Genomic DNA, 13590 nt, shown 5'->3' with positions numbered 1-13590 from the left:
TAAAAATATTTTATTATGGGGACAGTCATTTTTATTATTATTGCAATAATAATTGGTTTAATGATTTCAGGAAAAAGGGCTTCCGATAAAAAGAAAGATCATCTTTTAGGAACGCTAAATAAGATGGATGAAAACTTAGTTCATTTAATTGGAATTCGTTCTCTTGGATTTAATTCTTCAACCAGCAAAGAACAGATCATTACATTCATAGATAAAAAATGGAATTACTTAAAAAGTATAGAAAGAGATCATATAATTTTGGACGTAATGATTGCTGATGCCAATTCCGCCGGAAATGAAATAAAAGCACAACGTTTAATGGCGGAAAAATTGAAGCTGACAGGAGGAGCGCCAAAATTTTATGGAGAAGAAAGTAGTAGTCATATTAATGACGTACTTGTCAAATTTGAAGAAGGACTAAGAACTCTGGCATTAAAAACTATTAGAGAAAATTCTGAAAACCCAATGGTCGGTACAATAACGTTAAATTTAATGGGAGATTTTCGGATGGCTTTTGAAAATGAGGTGATGAGTAAAAAAAGGGAATTAGACTTTGATGAAGAAGTTGTTCGAAATGCTATTGAAAATATTTATACCAAAATATATGAGGAGGTATTTGAAATAAAATAAATGTATTTATGAATGAATTAATAAAATATTTCACCAATTCTTTAGCCTCCAAAAGCCTCTCTCTAAAGAAAAAAGGAGTTTTAATTGAAAAGCCTTGGGCAGTAATTGGAGCTAATAACGAAATTGAAAAATTGATTTTTAAAAGAAACAATGAACTTATTATTTCAAAAAACGGAAAGGTTAAAATGGCAACTTGGGATTATTTTCCCGAAGCCAAAGCTCTTTTAATTGATCGCATTGAGGATAAAATTCTGCTGAAAGAACAGTTTGTTGATGAAAATTTAGTGATTTTAAATATAGATGGTACTGAAGATTTTTTTATTCTAGCCAATGAGAATGAAGTTAATGCATTGAATGTACCTGCTTATCTTAACTCTTTAAAAACTCAAAAACTTAAAATTAAGGAAATTCCTTTGTTTAATGGTGGGGTTATTCAAATACAGGATGGGCACCGTGTAAAGTTTATAGGTGATTTCGTTGGCAAAATAGCTGAAGTTCGATCAAATGATTATACGCCTCTTCCGGTTACTGAGAATAATTATTTATCTCGCGATAGAGAATATACAATTATTATTGAAAGAGATTTAGTTATTTCTTTTGAAGAAAATTATCTAATTGACAGTATTGATAACCAAACATTCGAAATAATTGGGGGTGACCCCAATCTTATACTTGAGAATTTAAATAAAAAAATCACCCTAAAGGGAAAGCCTGTTCCAGATTCACGCATTTCAACCAATAGACATGTCTATGAAATAGTTAATAGTAGGATAAATAAGATCTTTTTCTTAAAAGTTTATGAATTAAAGAGTGGAGGCAAAATAGAAATAGTACAAAAAGACGCTTCCAGGATTATTAAAGGAGATATAATCAACAGAGCTACCAAAGAGTATCCTTTTATAGATGGTTCCTACAAGCTTAAGGGGCGTTGGCGTCCCATAAAAGTTCAAGACAATATAATAATTTAAAAATCACGTGAAAAATGAAAAAACATTCAATACTACTCCTGCTTTTCAGCCTCTTTTTATCCACAATAAGTGGCCAAAATAATTTTAATTTCTTCCAGAACACAACTGAGCAGTCAAATAGTCAATCAAAGGAGGAAAGCAATTCCGGTACTGATTATGAAATCTACCAGAATAATGAATACGGAATCCCTCAAAAAACCGGAGAAGTCAGACAAACGTATGACGGTAGTTATGATGTTTACGAAAACAATCAATTTGGCATTCCTCAGAAGACAGGGGAGATAAAACAAAACAATCACGGAGGACACGACTACTATCAAAACAACCAGTTTGGCATTCCTCAAAAAACTGGAGAAACCAAACAAAATTACAATGGCAGTCTGGATGTATATGAAAATAGCCAGTTTGGTATTCCTCAAAAGACCGGAGAAGTTAAGCAAAACAACTTTGGAGGCAACGACTATTATGAAAATAATGAATACGGTATTCCTCAGAAAACAGGCGAAACTCAGGAAAGTTATGATGGAAATTATGACGTTTATGAGAATGACCAGTTTGGAATGCCTGAGAAAACCGGAGAAGTAAAAGAAAAAACTAGCATATGGGGCTTTTAAACCTTAAAATTACACTTCCCATGAAATATATAGGCATTTTTACAACTTTATTTTTTTTAAATATAGCTGCTGCTGCTCAAACGGCAGAGGATTTTTTTCAAAAAGGAGTCTCCCTTTATGACGAGGGCCAATATGAAATGGCTTTGGAAAAATACTCTCAAGCTATAAAGCAAGATTCAGAATATGCAGAAGCTTTTTTTCATCGAGGTAACTGTTATGCATCACTGGAAAGAGACAATTTGGCTATCCAGGATTACAAAAGGGCAATTGATTTGAACTTTAGATCTTCGAAGATTTATTTCAACATAGGCTTAGTATATTCTTATATAAACCAGTATGACCAGGCTCTTGAAAGTTTTAACAAAGTTATAGAATTGGATTCTTTAAGTGAAAAAGGTTTTTATCGTAGGGGGGTAGTTTATCAAAACCTTTACAAGCATTTAAGGGCAATCAAAGACTTTTCTAAAGCAATTGAATTAGATTCATCTTTTGTTGAACCTTACGTTCATCGGGGGAATTCAAAAGATTTTCTTGGGAGAAAGCATGACGCGATTAAAGACTTTACCTGTGCTATTAAGATTGATTCGAATATTTATCAGCCCTTCTTTAACCGGGGTACAACCTATATGGATCTTTCCAATTACAAGCAGGCGGTTAAAGACTTTACAAAGGCTATTAGTATTGATCCTGCTTTTACTATTGAAGTTTACCGTTTAAGAGCCCAAGCCAATTCTAAACTCCAAAATTATGAGGAAGCTATTCAGGATTATGCGAAATATCTTAGGATTAGAAAGGATGCTAAAATATACATAGAGAAAGGCATGGCCCGTGAAAGAATTGGAGATTTTGAAGGAGCCATCAAAGATTATTCAGAAGCTATAGAGTTGTCCCCCAAAGCAGGAAATTGGTATTATTTCAGGGCCTTTGCCAAATATCAGTCTAATGATTATTCTGGTGCCATAATCGATTTTTCAGAGGCAATACAACTTAAGGAGGATTTTGCTATGGCCTATCATGGAAGAGGGATTGCCCAAAAAGCCCTTAGAGAAAACCGGAAGGCCATCTCAGATTTTAAAAAAGCTATTAAAATCAATCCTCAATATGCTGATGCGTATGCCGAAAAAGGACATGTGAGAAAATTAAAAAAGCAGTATAAAAAAGCCGAAAAAGACCTGACTAAAGCTATTGAGATAAATTCCCAAAATGGATTAGCCTTTTTTTATCGTGGAGAACTTTACCATGAGATCAATGAGCACGAAAAGGCGGTAGACGATTTAACCAAATCAATGGATTTGGGCACACTTAACTACCATACTTTTTTGTATAGAGGAATTTCTAGGTTGGCATTGGAGAAATATGAGGGTGCAATTGACGACCTCACCTTAACCATAGAAATTAATCCCCATTTAGCAAAGCCTTTCTTTTATCGTGGATATGCCTATCAAGCTTTAAATTATTCAGAAAAAGCATGTAAGGACATGAAAAAAGCAAAGCAATTGGGACACCCTGATGCTTCTGAGGCAATAGAAAAATTTTGTGAATAACCTGTTAAACCAGCAACACCCCCCAAATCAAAGCTATCATAAATTAATAATCAAAAACCCATATAAAGAGGCCTTCAGGCGGTTCCGCTTTCGGGCTTTCCTCCAGCCGGCAAAAATCCCCGCCCCTTTTACCCTTCGTAGCTTTAGCGAAGGAGGGTCTCCATAAAAACATTCAATCATATTTGCAAAAACTTTCTCCTACCCATGCGGGGCTTGCACGGTCTTTTGCCGGCTTCCCCGCGGCCATACCCTTCGTGGTTTTCGGGCTGTCACATTTTTTGCCCCACCCTGCTTGCGGCCTATTGCCAGAAGATCTGGCAAAAAGCCGCCTGACCCTGCAAGCAAAAAAAATGCGCCAGCCCGAAAACCACCCGATCACTACTAAAACATAATGGTCCCTTTAGGAGCAGCTTCGCAGGTCTGGTGGACTCCGATCCACCCTCAATTATAACAAAACTGGAAAAAACGGTTAATACCCACCCATTGAAAACGGCCATATCCGTTCACTTTTTTTCTAATTCAGCCATGAAAATACAAAAATATATTATTTGTTTGGTTTTCTCATTGTATCCCCTTTTAATTCAAAGCGATATGCCGTGTGGACTATTCTATCCAGTATAGCATCAGCCGCTGTGGTGTTTGAGAGCATTACATCATACCAGTCTGCTACGGCTAATTGGCTCATGATAATTGTTGCTTTTCTGGCATGCCTGTCCTCCATCAATTCCATAAAATCCAAAAGTTGTTGACCATCCATTGCTTTTACGCCAAAGTCATCAATGATTAGCAAATCCATTTTAGCCATCTTTTCGAAGAACCTTGGTAATGTGGCTTCTATCCGATGCAAGGTAATTTTTTCAAACAATTTTTGGATATTGAAATAGGCCACTTTAAAGCCCATCAGGCATGCATGATAGCCAAGTGCTGTTCCCAACCAGCTCTTGCCGGTTCCTGTGGCTCCGGAAATAAGGATGGGAGCCCCTTGTTTTATATACTCACAAGTGGCCATTTGCATTATTTTCCCACGTTCCAGGCCTCGTGCCGCATCAAAATTAAGTTCTTCAATGGTCACCTGGTAGCGGAAGCGAGCGGCTGATATTAAGCGCGTATTACGGTTTTCTTTGCGCTGGTCTTTTTCTGCCTGCAGAAGCATTTGAATACCTTCGTAAAATGACAGACTATCGATTTTACGTGTTTCCAGAAGCGATGTCCAGCATCCGGCCATGCCCGGCATTCTTAAACTTTTAAATTCATTTGCAATTTCATTCATTGTACTTGTTTTTTTTAATGATTATTACTGATTTATTCAAAATGACTCTTGCCTCTGATATTCTTGTGGGAAGGAAAAATTTGTGGTAGTTGTTGGGTGTTAACCTCACTAACGCCCCTGCATTTGGACTTTATCAGGCGGTCAATAAAACCGTAACGGAACCTTTGGTATAAAAGCGCAGTTTCACAGGCTTTTTTAAACAGATTAGGGTCAGTGGTGCGTTGCAGTTTTAGTAACCCGTCACAGCCTTTATAGAATGTCTCTACTGGTACTTTAGCCGTTGAGAACATACATTCTATGACCTCTCCAAGCTCGGGAAGTACACTTCGGCCCCGGTTGATGTAATACTGGGGTGAGCGTTCACGGTAGGCCATTGTATTAGATGCCATGTGGCTCTTTTGAAGGGTATATCCTCCTTGTTTGTAATTCCTTGGATGCTTAGCAACACATTCGCCTTTAATATAAATTTTAACCAGGTTACGAGTGTAGATGACATGCGCTTGCTCGCCGATATGGATATAAGGCACTGAGTAGTGGTGTTTGTCACGCCCCAAATATATACATCCATTAAGACCTACTTTTAAATTGGCATAATGTCGCACTTCAAATTTATCTATTGGAAGCGGCTGTAATTTCTCCTTTTCTGTAGCTAAAAAATGCTCTTCACGCGTGTATGGGTATTGTTGCATTCGCTTGCGATTATGAGCCAGCATTTTCTCAGCAATGGCATGATTAAGCTCTTCCAGAGAAAAGAATTTCCTGTTGCGTAGTTGAGCGTACACCCGGTTATAGACTATTTTTACATGGTTTTCCCCCAGTCCTTTATCCTTTGGTTTACTTGGGCGTGCCGGGATTACCACACAACCATAGTGATTGGCCATGTCCTCCATGATGCGGTTGATTTGCGGTTCATAAGGGTCTGTTTTGGTTACGGCTGCTTTTAGATTATCGCTTACAATAATTTTAGGTACTCCTCCCAGCGTCTGAAAACAAGAGGTAAGTGCATGGATAAAATCTTCACTCTTTTGCGAAGGAACAGCTATCGCAAAGCCATAATCTGTAAAAGGCATACAAGCCACAAATACCTGTACTTTTACAATTTCGCCGGTTTCCATATCAATGTATTCCATTGTATCTCCGGCAAAATCGATGAAAAGTTTTTCGCCTGGCACATATAAATCCTTTAAAATCGAGGAGGGATTTTTTCGTTTGGCTTTGGTGTGTTGCCTGTAATGATACCGAAACTGTGTTAGACTGTATCCATTGGGGTTTTCCGCAATATACTCTTCCCAAAGAGTCTGAAGGGTTACGTGTTTCCTTTTTAACTCTTCTTCGAAGTAGGAAAGCTTTCCTTTTAGCACTTCGAAGCGATCATCAGGATAGGCAGGATTGCCACCAGTCATACGGTGCTGTAAAACCGGATCATCCAGTTTTAGCAATTCTTTAATGGATAATTGGTCGTACTTGGCTCGTTTTATGTAACGATTGACCGTTTCCTTATTTACTGAAAGTTCTGCGGCTATTTGGCGGTTAGAAACGCCATTTTGATGCAGCCGGAGCATTTGTTTTACGTTACTCATGTCTTTTATCTTTCCTGCCATGACTTTAAGTTTTTTCTATACGTTTTATGCATAGAAAAATACTGGCAAAAAAGTGAACGGTAATGCTCCGTTTTTGAAGAGTGACTTCACTGGGGGGACATAATCCGTTTCGGATTTTATTCCAAGTCGTTACAAAGTTAAAATGGGTGGCAATGCTCCGTTTTTCATCCGTTTTTCATCCAGCCGGGAATCATTGGGTGGCAATGCTCCGTTTTTTTAACCATTTTTGGCCGTTTTAAGCGTTTTTGAACGGCAATACTCCGTTTTTTGGCGCTTTTTTGACCGTTTTTCAGACCTTGGTTAAGCCGTTTTTTGGGTGGGTATGCTCCGTTTTATCCAACAAAACCGATAAAATGAATCCCCACCGATTTCGTTCAACCTCCCCACAAAACTCATTTGCCATCAAATCTCCAGCTCATCAGCTCATATCTCATCAGCTAACCTCCCCAGCTGTCCTATAAGGCCACTATGTTTAGTAGACGCGACCAAAAAAACCCTTCAAAGCCCGAAAGCGGAACCGCCTGAAGGCCTCTTTCCCCGCCACCCGTTAAGGTGCGGAAAAGGGCAGCTACCATCCTTTCATAATTCCCGACAAGCTTGCGGCCATGCCGCCGTCCTGCCGGATCCATGCCGTCTCTTTGCCTTCGCTATCGCTACGACGTCGTTCCGGCATGGCCCGTCCGGCCGCCACCAAAGCCTCAGCTTCCCGCAGCAGCGGCGTTCCTTTGGTGCCCTTCACAACCTCACCCACAAAAACTTTTACCCTGATGAGGTTCTTATTAACCAAAACAACAATTCCTTTCCCATTCCACCCTTCTTTGTTCCGTTCACCTCATCCACGCCCCAGCTTTTTCCTTCCCACAAAACTCTTTAAATCATCCGCTTCCCTTTCCGCGTCATCATTACCCCGGGGAGGAACATTCGTTCATAGTCGAACCTATTATTATCTCAAAACATTCCCTTCATATTGCCAGATTTGGCTGTTTCAGACAAGAACCATCCCATACCTCAAACCCGAAAAAATAAAAAAGGATCGCAAATATAGTGTGGCACCCGCAAGGCCAACCCGCCCGGGTATGTCAAGGTCGAGCCCTTCGGGTTTTTCAAAATAATCTCCACCCATTCGGGTCGTATTTTTTGAAAAAACCAGTGTCGTTTTATGCATAAAATATCGCATAAGTTGAAACTGATTTTAATTTTTTCACAATGAGAAAAAGCGAGCATAGCCATAGCTACGTAAGTTTTTTATTATGAAGAAAAAATAGGAATCAGTGATACTTGGTGCGATATTTTATGCATGAAACGACACTTTTTGACATCCCTGGCCAATGCCACACAGAAGAAAAGCTTTCTTTTTTCTTTTTTTCTTTTGTTGTTTTAGAATTTGTTGTGGAAAGAAGAAAAACAGAAATCCCATTTTCAGGTTTTAAGCATCATGTAAATGAGTCAACATATTCTCCATGAACCATTGATAAGCTTCATTGAGGTCATATTCTGTTCCTGAGCGGACCATCCCGGCCATATCCCCTAAAAATTCCGGATTCATCATTTTTTCTTCAATGTTGTTACGGAACTGTTTGGAAGTTGGAACTTTTTCTACCACAAATTCCATGTATTTTTATAGCAGAAGCCTATTTTTTCTAAATCCGGGTCGACATGCCTCACTGCCCAATATAGATCAAACAAATCCCGCCCTTTTCTTCGTTGATACAATGCCCGGGCTTTTGTCCCAAGCAATTCTTCTATTTCGTATGTGGAAATCAGACTGCTTCCTTTAAACCAGGTGCTTGATGATTCAAAATTCTTTCTTTGAATTCCCAATACAGATTGGTGCTCCCTGCAATTGATTTCAATTTTCAACCGTAGGTTAATGACCGGGGGCACTTCTGATTCAAACCGATAAAGAATGGTGTTGTTGTTTTCATTTTGCTTAATACTCCGTCTGGTCCCAAGAAACTTCATTCTTTCGCGGATTTTCTGCAAAATGGGCTTAATGGGACCTTCTTTGACCTGCACAAGGTCTATGTCTTCGGAATACCTGACCTGGGGCTTCAGAAACAACTTATGCAAGGCAGTACCTCCACGAAAGGCCAGATGTTCGGCCAGAAAATCATCAGAAAACAGTTCCACAAGTGCCCTTTCTATGATCAGGTCTTGTTCTACCTGGGCCACATCCGGCCAGGGTGCATATTTCTGCCATTCATCAATATATCGGCGTGGTATCATAAATCACTTTCTATGGTCGTATTTTTAATTACTTGCCAATCCTTGTCTTCATGTCCTTGTTGGACTCCTTCTTTTTGCAATAAAACGGTATGTTTTTCTCTCTCTTTGATCCCTTTCAGCATTCCCTGCACAAGCTTTTTGTTGCCAAGTTCTTTGTCTAGCAAATAGCCAAGCCGCTGAACAGAACTGACAGGAAAATTTTGAGATACTCTTGTCAGCGTGCTTTGTTTCATTTCCTCTGAAAGTTCTTCTAAAATGGTATAAATCCGGTTTATGCCAAAACTTCCATAAGTCAATAAATCCAAGGCGGTAATTTCTGGAATGGACACATTCAGATAGCCCGCATCCGTTTTTTTCTGAATCACATCTTTTTCACCCCAGATCTTTTTGACAAAAAAATCAATTGACAGATCACCTTTTTGAATATTCCTCATGGCAGGGGGTTCGATAACCACATAATATTTCATCGGTTGTTGATGAGCAGCTCCATATAATGCGGCGGCTGATAGCAATCCTACATAGTACCGCCGTCCTAACCATTGCATCATGTCGTCTAAAAATAGATGGGGTGGCAGTTGTCCATGACTGGAATATTCGGGTGTAATAATGACATAAAATCCCTTCCGAACATGGGCAATTCGGCGTTTCTGCTTCATCCGGTACAGGCCTTGCCTCAAAGCTTTATCTGAGAGATTCATTTTCTCTCTGACATCATCCCAGGAAAAAGAATACCTTCCGGATGCCCGGATGTCGTATATGACTTGCTCAAGTTGACCTCGTTCCATCATTATTTTTATTTGCAATATACTACGCCAAATGTAGATAAATGCAATCTAAAACATATTTCAGAAAACTACAACCATCCTCAAGTTTTTTATTAGCTGTTCCACTCGCAAGCTCACCAGCTCATTACCTCACCAACTAAAAAAAGCCCCCCGGAAATCCCGGAGAGCTTTCCTCTCAAACATCAAACACCCCACCCGTTGGTGGTATTTTCATCATCCCAATCCGGTGGTGGGCAATCACGCCTCCGGCCGTTAAATATTCGCCTGAGCATCATGGAGACCAGGAAACTTACCAGGGCACCAATGGCTGAGAGTATAACGGTCACCAGCACGTCCGTCATGGTGATATTCGTAAAAACACCCGTCAGCGTTCCGCCTACAAAACCAACCTGTTGGCTGCGATCTATGTGCCCCGGATTCATCATTATTCAACGGCGATCACGCGGAGCGCATTTCTGGCCCCGTTGTTGAGTTTGTAGAGTTCTCCATTTACATCCTGCCAAAACAAAAGTCCCAGCATCACAACGCTGATACCGCCTTCAATGGTGTCAACCGTGCCGGTGGTCAAGGTCTCTTCGGGATGGTCAGATTGATTCAGCTCAAAAGGTTCCCCTTCGGCCATGGACACGGATGATTCCAGTCCATTGAAGTCAAAGAAACCAGCCACACTTACAAACTGCGCATGGGTGGCTCCATCAGGTTTCCGGATGTTTTGGGGATTGAAAGGCAAAATGGTCACATCGGCCACGCCTTCCGTCAGGCTGACATCAAAATCCTCAAAGAAAAGGTTCTTCAAGTTGGATGCTTCATTAAACTCAAAGCCGGAAAGCAAAGAAACATCGCCGGCCATCACATTGCGTTCACCCCGGGCCGACTCCTCATCGCTTTTCACGATCTTTGAAAATATGGAAGTCAACCGGCCACTCATGCACCTGTCGGCCGTCAGATAAAGCTGTTCCCGGAAAGCGTCCCTGAGCAGTTTCCCGGCTTTAATGGCCCGGATAAACTCCTGTCCGTTTTCCCTGGTGCGGGCAAATCGCGGATCTGTTTTGATGCGGTCGCCATCCACACCGCCTTTGGTGCGGGCGAGATATTCGCCCCCACTCTTGTAGAAAGTCAGGTCACCGACCCGGCCTTTCAACTTCAAAAAACTCTCTTGTCTTGCCATAAAAATTTAGGTTTAGTGAATCATTACAACACCAAACCTAAAGCGCATTTCCCTTTATTTCAAATGTTTACGGTAAATCTGTCCAGAGATGAGATATCTGGCAGAACTTGTCACTATTTTTTCTATTTTTAAAGTAACAATTTTGCAGGTAAACTGTATATCAACAGTATAGCAAAAGTATAGATGGAGTATTAAAATTGCATTTTGTTAATCAGAAACCCACCAAAAAATTTTAAGGAAAATGAAGACCAAACGCATATGCATATATGCCAAAGACATTCAGCGCATCACCGGCAAAAGCGAAAAAACCGGCTACCGGATCCTGGACAACATCCGCCGGCGCCTGGGGAAAGAACCCCACCAATTCGTCACCATCAAGGAATTTGCTGAATTTGCCGGCTTTGAACCGGAAGAAGTGAAGGAGTTTATTAATGATTAATGTAGAAGTTTTTCCGGAGATAGATGCCAACTTAGTGCCAGCTTGATGCCAACTTAGTGCCAGCTTGATGCCAACTTGATGCCAGCTTGGTGCCAATTGCTCTTCCGATTTCTTCAACCCCATCATTTTCGATACTCTAAGGCTCTACATCGTTATTCAAATACAACAAACAAGACCAAAATTTATCAAATGATATTTTGAAGACCGAGAAATAATGCATACAAACCCATGCAATTCACCGGTTGTTCATACAAAATGAGCCTTTTTGCCCCCTTTTGATACAAAATCGCAGTATCATTTCCCGGAAATCACTCTTCAAACGTATCAAATAGAAACAAAACAGACCATTTTTTATGTGGAATGCCGTTAACCTATTATCAAAACAGCCTCAGTTTTTCCCTTTCACCCTCTTTTTTAATAAATTTTGTGCCTAAATGATGCGTTTTGATACAAAAACAAAGCAAACGAACATCTTCATATGGCTCAAAACGCACCAAATAAACACAAAAGAAATTGAAAAAGTTCTCTTATTTCTTTATATTTGTAATAGACTCAAGGGAGTCAAATCCGCTCAAAAGACACCAAAATGAATGAGAACAAATTGGTGAACAAATGATGGGAGCAATTCTCAATCAATTGATTTACAGCAAATAATTTGGATATATTCGAATCCCGCCCGGATCACACCACCACATTCATCTAAAAACAAAAAGCTGTAAATCGTTTGATTTACAGCTTTTTGTTTTTGGGGGATTCATCAAAAACCATTAAACCACAAAGTTCCATTCCAAGATCATATTTTGATTTTCTCCTAACTTTACGAAGTCCTCCTTGGAATCATCGTTTCTGCATTATTTCCTCCTTTAGAATTTGAAAGAATTTATTCGTGGCTTGCCTTTCCTTCCAGGGCACATGACCACACTTTTCCAAACGGATCATTTTAAAATGGGGAAGTCTTTCCGACAACGGTTTTTCAACCCCGTCAGCCGGATGCGAATCATATTCTCCATGAATCGCCACCACCGGGCATCGAATCCCATCAGCAAAACGAACCAATTCGTTTGAATTTCTCAACTTAGAAGCTTCAGGCCAAACGGACTGATAAATTTCCATATCCAAATCAACTGTGTCCTGAACATTCTTATCATAGTCGTAAGAGTCAGCCCTGGTCATTAAATGACCAAATGCTTTCAGCACTTCTTTGTCAATACTACCTGATTCAATCTCGTAAATCAGTCTCTCTGCTTTTTTTCTGTTTCGTTCAGAGAGACGGCTCAAACGGATATTCATTAAATCATGGTTGTATTGGCTTTCGAAAGCCCCGGCTCCTATCAGAATTAACTTGCTGACAAACTCAGGGTAACGGCTAGCGAATAAAAAGCCGAGCCATGCTCCCCAGGAATGACCGATTAAAATAACTGGCAGATCAGCGCTTTCAGTCAACTGCCTATGGAATTCTTCTATTTGACCGGTTATGGTTTTCTTTGTCTGAAGCAATTCAAGCACTCCAAAATCTTTGCCCAGTTCCTTCGCCACAGGCTGCATTTCACCTGAAGCGCCGGGGCCGCCATGCAAAAGCGCAACTCGAAAGGGATGTTTGCCATACTTTCTTACCGATTTTACCATCTCAAACCTTCGTAATCGACCTCATCATCATCAATTTCCATATCATTCACATTACAACCAAGTCTTTTGGCCTCCTTTTCGAGAAAGGTACGATAAGCATTATACTCATCTGTGTAAAAAACGGCTTTGTTCAACAACCGGGGAAGTTGTCTGAAAGCCTTTTTCCCACCTCCAAGTATAAAGAAATCCATGTTGATGCTTCTCATGTAATGGTAGATATATTCGTTTGCTTCATATATTCCGCCTTCAATAAACCCTGCCAGCTTTCGGGCTCCGGTTGGGTCATACACTTTCATCGCTTTTTCCAGCCAATACTCAACTTGAAGCAGCATGGCAATATCAAACCTGGTGGTTTCGGAATAACGCATGTTAAACTTTAGTGCGGCAAGGAAAAATAAAATATGTACCCATGATATCTTAGTCCCAAAATACTCTACTGCCTCAATTTCCGGATGGTCACTTTTCTTTTTCAGGCGCAGCCCTTCATAAGCCTTCCTGACTTCGTAAGAAAAACTGCTGATAAGCTTGTCCCGGTTCTCAGAACCATGGAGGTTAAAATCTTTCTCTTCTCCCCAGTATTTTCCAATAACTTCGTAAAAACTATTAAGGTCTTCGTGTGTTCCCCAGAGCTTAATGCCGATTCCTCTGGGAGTTGGTGTAATGTGTAGCATATAAATTTTTTAATTCAAACAAACCTGCTTTATTCATAAGTTTTCGTC

General features: G+C 40.1%; 17 protein-coding genes. 6 read left to right on the top strand and 11 right to left on the bottom strand.

All coding sequences use genetic code 11. From position 1 onward, the window contains the following. Positions 1–15: 15 nt before the first annotated feature. The 5 genes from OQ5_RS0111145 to OQ5_RS23225 all read left to right on the top strand — a co-directional run bounded on the left by OQ5_RS0111145 (position 16) and on the right by OQ5_RS23225 (position 4148). Positions 16–630 (top strand): hypothetical protein, encoded by a 615-nt coding sequence (locus tag OQ5_RS0111145; protein ID WP_016777574.1) that lies wholly within the window; start codon positions 16–18, stop codon positions 628–630. 8 nt (positions 631–638) lie between these two features. Next, positions 639–1598 carry a hypothetical protein gene (locus tag OQ5_RS21975; RefSeq protein ID WP_016777573.1) on the top strand — a complete coding sequence of 320 codons (960 nt, stop codon included), beginning with the start codon at positions 639–641 and terminating at the stop codon, positions 1596–1598. A gap of 14 nt (positions 1599–1612) precedes the next feature. Then, positions 1613–2212 carry a hypothetical protein gene (locus tag OQ5_RS0111135; RefSeq protein ID WP_016777572.1) on the top strand — a complete coding sequence of 200 codons (600 nt, stop codon included), beginning with the start codon at positions 1613–1615 and terminating at the stop codon, positions 2210–2212. 20 nt (positions 2213–2232) lie between these two features. Beyond that, positions 2233–3756 (top strand): tetratricopeptide repeat protein, encoded by a 1524-nt coding sequence (locus OQ5_RS0111130; protein ID WP_176694080.1) that lies wholly within the window; start codon positions 2233–2235, stop codon positions 3754–3756. A 182-nt stretch (positions 3757–3938) separates the two neighbouring features. After that, positions 3939–4148, top strand: coding sequence for a hypothetical protein (locus OQ5_RS23225; protein WP_141638876.1), 210 nt, complete (start codon positions 3939–3941; stop codon positions 4146–4148). Between the two features lie 152 nt (positions 4149–4300). Here OQ5_RS23225 and istB read toward each other — a convergent pair whose 3' ends face one another. From istB to OQ5_RS0111075, 9 genes are all read right to left on the bottom strand, one after another. Beyond that, positions 4301–5026 carry an IS21-like element helper ATPase IstB gene (gene istB, locus OQ5_RS0111115; protein ID WP_016777568.1) on the bottom strand — a complete coding sequence of 242 codons (726 nt, stop codon included), beginning with the start codon at positions 5024–5026 and terminating at the stop codon, positions 4301–4303. A 32-nt stretch (positions 5027–5058) separates the two neighbouring features. Next, positions 5059–6627, bottom strand: coding sequence for an IS21 family transposase (gene istA / locus OQ5_RS0111110; RefSeq protein WP_016777567.1), 1569 nt, complete (start codon positions 6625–6627; stop codon positions 5059–5061). Positions 6628–7195: 568 nt separating this feature from the next. Then, positions 7196–7414, bottom strand: a complete 219-nt coding sequence (locus OQ5_RS23855) for a hypothetical protein (protein WP_016777566.1) — start codon at positions 7412–7414, stop codon at positions 7196–7198. A gap of 198 nt (positions 7415–7612) precedes the next feature. Then, positions 7613–7750: a hypothetical protein gene (locus OQ5_RS23505; RefSeq protein WP_176694078.1), complete on the bottom strand. Its 138-nt coding sequence runs from the start codon at positions 7748–7750 to the stop codon at positions 7613–7615. 303 nt (positions 7751–8053) lie between these two features. Then, entirely contained in the window at positions 8054–8239 is a 186-nt protein-coding gene (locus OQ5_RS23850; protein ID WP_218054528.1) for a hypothetical protein, read from the bottom strand. Then, positions 8224–8853: a nucleotidyl transferase AbiEii/AbiGii toxin family protein gene (locus OQ5_RS20895; protein ID WP_218054526.1), complete on the bottom strand. Its 630-nt coding sequence runs from the start codon at positions 8851–8853 to the stop codon at positions 8224–8226. The genes OQ5_RS23850 and OQ5_RS20895 overlap by 16 nt, the downstream gene beginning before the upstream one ends. Next, positions 8850–9641, bottom strand: a complete 792-nt coding sequence (locus OQ5_RS0111085; protein ID WP_016777563.1) for a type IV toxin-antitoxin system AbiEi family antitoxin — start codon at positions 9639–9641, stop codon at positions 8850–8852. Before OQ5_RS0111085 ends, OQ5_RS20895 begins: the two co-directional genes overlap by 4 nt. Positions 9642–9820: 179 nt before the next feature. Beyond that, complete coding sequence (locus tag OQ5_RS0111080) at positions 9821–10063, bottom strand: hypothetical protein (RefSeq protein ID WP_016777562.1); 243 nt, start codon at positions 10061–10063, stop codon at positions 9821–9823. Then, positions 10063–10806: a hypothetical protein gene (locus OQ5_RS0111075; RefSeq protein ID WP_016777561.1), complete on the bottom strand. Its 744-nt coding sequence runs from the start codon at positions 10804–10806 to the stop codon at positions 10063–10065. Before OQ5_RS0111075 ends, OQ5_RS0111080 begins: the two co-directional genes overlap by 1 nt. 241 nt (positions 10807–11047) lie before the next feature. Here OQ5_RS0111075 and OQ5_RS0111070 point away from each other — a divergent pair, with 241 nt between their 5' ends. Continuing rightward, positions 11048–11245 (top strand): hypothetical protein, encoded by a 198-nt coding sequence (locus OQ5_RS0111070; RefSeq protein WP_016777560.1) that lies wholly within the window; start codon positions 11048–11050, stop codon positions 11243–11245. Positions 11246–12082: 837 nt separating this feature from the next. On the opposite strand, the gene OQ5_RS0111065 is transcribed toward OQ5_RS0111070, so the two are convergent. Both OQ5_RS0111065 and OQ5_RS0111060 read right to left on the bottom strand, forming a co-directional pair. After that, positions 12083–12871 carry an alpha/beta fold hydrolase gene (locus OQ5_RS0111065; protein WP_016777559.1) on the bottom strand — a complete coding sequence of 263 codons (789 nt, stop codon included), beginning with the start codon at positions 12869–12871 and terminating at the stop codon, positions 12083–12085. After that, on the bottom strand, positions 12865–13542 hold the full coding sequence (locus OQ5_RS0111060) for a DUF6904 family protein (RefSeq protein ID WP_016777558.1): 678 nt from the start codon (positions 13540–13542) through the stop codon (positions 12865–12867). The genes OQ5_RS0111065 and OQ5_RS0111060 overlap by 7 nt, the downstream gene beginning before the upstream one ends. Positions 13543–13590: the final 48 nt, after the last annotated feature.

It is taken from the genome of Anaerophaga thermohalophila str. Valhall, assembly GCF_000250735.1.
GTDB lineage: Bacteria > Bacteroidota > Bacteroidia > Bacteroidales > Marinilabiliaceae > Anaerophaga > Anaerophaga thermohalophila_A.
Note: the sequence above shows the minus strand (reverse complement) of the source record. Positions and strands in the feature narration are given on the sequence as shown.

Excerpts from the sequence above, each read along its gene's own strand:
- OQ5_RS0111145 (WP_016777574.1), top strand. The coding sequence starts at position 16 with ATGGGGACAGTCATTTTTATTATTATTGCAATAATAATTGGTTTAATG.
- OQ5_RS21975 (WP_016777573.1), top strand. The coding sequence starts at position 639 with ATGAATGAATTAATAAAATATTTCACCAATTCTTTAGCCTCCAAAAGC.
- OQ5_RS0111135 (WP_016777572.1), top strand. The coding sequence starts at position 1,613 with ATGAAAAAACATTCAATACTACTCCTGCTTTTCAGCCTCTTTTTATCC.
- OQ5_RS0111130 (WP_176694080.1), top strand. The coding sequence starts at position 2,233 with ATGAAATATATAGGCATTTTTACAACTTTATTTTTTTTAAATATAGCT.
- istB (WP_016777568.1), bottom strand. The coding sequence starts at position 5,026 with ATGAATGAAATTGCAAATGAATTTAAAAGTTTAAGAATGCCGGGCATG.
- istA (WP_016777567.1), bottom strand. The coding sequence starts at position 6,627 with ATGGCAGGAAAGATAAAAGACATGAGTAACGTAAAACAAATGCTCCGG.
- OQ5_RS23505 (WP_176694078.1), bottom strand. The coding sequence starts at position 7,750 with ATGGGTGGAGATTATTTTGAAAAACCCGAAGGGCTCGACCTTGACATA.
- OQ5_RS23850 (WP_218054528.1), bottom strand. The coding sequence starts at position 8,239 with ATGGAATTTGTGGTAGAAAAAGTTCCAACTTCCAAACAGTTCCGTAAC.
- OQ5_RS20895 (WP_218054526.1), bottom strand. The coding sequence starts at position 8,853 with ATGATACCACGCCGATATATTGATGAATGGCAGAAATATGCACCCTGG.
- OQ5_RS0111085 (WP_016777563.1), bottom strand. The coding sequence starts at position 9,641 with ATGATGGAACGAGGTCAACTTGAGCAAGTCATATACGACATCCGGGCA.
- OQ5_RS0111080 (WP_016777562.1), bottom strand. The coding sequence starts at position 10,063 with ATGATGAATCCGGGGCACATAGATCGCAGCCAACAGGTTGGTTTTGTA.
- OQ5_RS0111075 (WP_016777561.1), bottom strand. The coding sequence starts at position 10,806 with ATGGCAAGACAAGAGAGTTTTTTGAAGTTGAAAGGCCGGGTCGGTGAC.
- OQ5_RS0111070 (WP_016777560.1), top strand. The coding sequence starts at position 11,048 with ATGAAGACCAAACGCATATGCATATATGCCAAAGACATTCAGCGCATC.
- OQ5_RS0111065 (WP_016777559.1), bottom strand. The coding sequence starts at position 12,871 with ATGGTAAAATCGGTAAGAAAGTATGGCAAACATCCCTTTCGAGTTGCG.
- OQ5_RS0111060 (WP_016777558.1), bottom strand. The coding sequence starts at position 13,542 with ATGCTACACATTACACCAACTCCCAGAGGAATCGGCATTAAGCTCTGG.